General features: G+C 70.7%; 1 protein-coding gene and 2 pseudogenes. 1 reads left to right on the top strand and 2 read right to left on the bottom strand.

The genetic code is table 11. The annotated features are described in order from the left end of the window. Positions 1-33 precede the first annotated feature (33 nt). Positions 34-360: pseudogene (locus ACWEVN_RS47755) on the bottom strand (WXG100 family type VII secretion target); the annotation flags it as partial. A gap of 32 nt (positions 361-392) precedes the next feature. Beyond that, entirely contained in the window at positions 393-1,163 is a 771-nt protein-coding gene (locus ACWEVN_RS47750) for a WXG100 family type VII secretion target (protein ID WP_310977176.1), read from the bottom strand. A gap of 142 nt (positions 1,164-1,305) precedes the next feature. On the opposite strand from ACWEVN_RS47750, the pseudogene ACWEVN_RS47745 reads away from it, so the two are divergent. Further along, positions 1,306-1,861 (top strand): annotated as a pseudogene (locus ACWEVN_RS47745) (hypothetical protein); the annotation flags it as partial.

The raw sequence follows: 1,861 nt of genomic DNA, 5'->3' as shown, positions 1-1,861 counted from the left end.
AAGGTGGGCCGCTGGGACTCACCGGAGGGCCGCCGCTGTCTTGATCAGCGTGCCGGAGACGCCGAGCAGCTCGGCGCCCTTCTGGACGACGTTGATGATCTTCGTCAGCTGGTCGAGCGAGTCGCTGATCTTCTTCAGCGCCGACTCGCTCGCCGCCCCCGACCAGATCTTGCCCAGCTGGTCGGCGGCCTTCGTCAGCTCGTTGTACATGCTGATGAACTGCTCGGCCTTGCGGACCAGGTCCACCACGTGCTTCGCGATCTGCTCCGGCTGCCCGGTCACGATCTGCGGCAGGATCGTGATCGGGCCGCCCGAAGACGCGGTCGCGTCCATCGCGCTGGAGTTCGGGAAAGTCAGCATCGGTCCTCACATCAGGTTCGAGGGGCGGACGATCAGACGACGGAGGCGGGCCGGTAGACGCTGACCTTCGCCAGCCCGCCGGTGCGGGCGTCGAGCAGCCCGTGGTTGTAGAGGCGGCCGCCGTCGCCGGCGACGCCGATGACCGGCTGGCGGTCGGAGAACAGCAGCGGCTCCACCACCACGACGTCACCGCTGTGCACCCCGCCGGGCACGTCGGAGAACGTCCGCGCGGTGCCGGCGTAGACCTCGATCAGCCCGACCCGCGCCTGGTTGTCGGCGTCGCCGGCCAGCCAGTCGTTGAAGTCGGCGACACCGTGGAAGCGCGTGTCGGTGATCGGGTGGTCGCCGAGCCGGCCCAGCCGCGCGTCCCCCAGGTAACGCAGCACGTTCCCGACCGACGACGGCTCGCCGTGCGCGCCCGCGCTGTCGTTGATGGCCAGGGTGGCGAGCTCGGAAGCGTGCGAGCTGCCCCAGATCGACGACGCGGTGCTCGCCGGGGCGTGCCCGCCGCCGTAGCCGGACGCGACGTCCTGGTCGGCCGCCTGGTAGGCGTCGGCGCTGGCCTTGACCAGCCCGTTGATCTGCTGCAGCAGCTGCAGCAGCGTGCGGACGGCGGTGATCTGGCCGGAGTGCAGGGCCGCGTTCGCGGCGGCGACCGCGCTGCCGAAGGTCGCGAACGACATCGGCTGCACGACGAGCCGTTCGAGGTCGGCCACGGCGTTGATGCCGTGCGCGATGATGCCCCCGACGTTGCCCACGGCGGAGCGCATCGCCTCGGGCTCAGCCCGGTACTCGCCGGCCATGGGTCTCCTTCCGGGGGGTGTGCTCGGCTGAGCGTAGGTTCGGCCCCGGAAGCGGGCGGACGGCAAAAGTACCCACCGTGCGCGCGCGGCGAGTGGCCAAAATACCGGTCAGAGCCGCCCCGATCCGCTGGAGCATTGCCGCATGAGCCTCATCCCCGAGCGCCCGTCCGAGATCGTGCTGCAGTCGCCGCCGATGCTCCCGAAGAGCTCGTCCGGCGGCATGGTCCAGCTGATGATGTTCCTGCCGATGATGCTCGGCATGGGCGCGATGTCGTTCGTCTACATCGGACGCGACGGCGGCGTGATGACGTGGATCTTCGGCGCTCTGTTCCTCTGCGCCATGGGCGGCATGGTGGTGATGTCGCTGGGCCGCGGCGGGATGGCGAAGAAGGCGCAGATCAACGACGAGCGCCGGGACTACCAGCGGTACCTCTCCGGGCTGCGCGCCCAGGTCCGCGAGATCGCCGACGGCCAGCGCGCGGCCATGGTCGCCGTCCAGCCCGACCCGGCCGACCTGTGGGCCTACGTCGAGACCGGGAAGCTGTGGGACCGGCGCCGCAGCGAGCCGCAGTTCGCGCAGGTGCGCGCGGGCACCGGGCCGCATGACGAGCTGGGGCGGCACGCAATACGCGTGGGGCTCGCCGACCATCATCGGGATGGCGCTCGGCTCGGTCGTGCTGCTGGCGGCGTTCGTCTTC

Source organism: Amycolatopsis sp. NPDC003861 (assembly GCF_053605405.1).
Note: the sequence above shows the minus strand (reverse complement) of the source record. Positions and strands in the feature narration are given on the sequence as shown.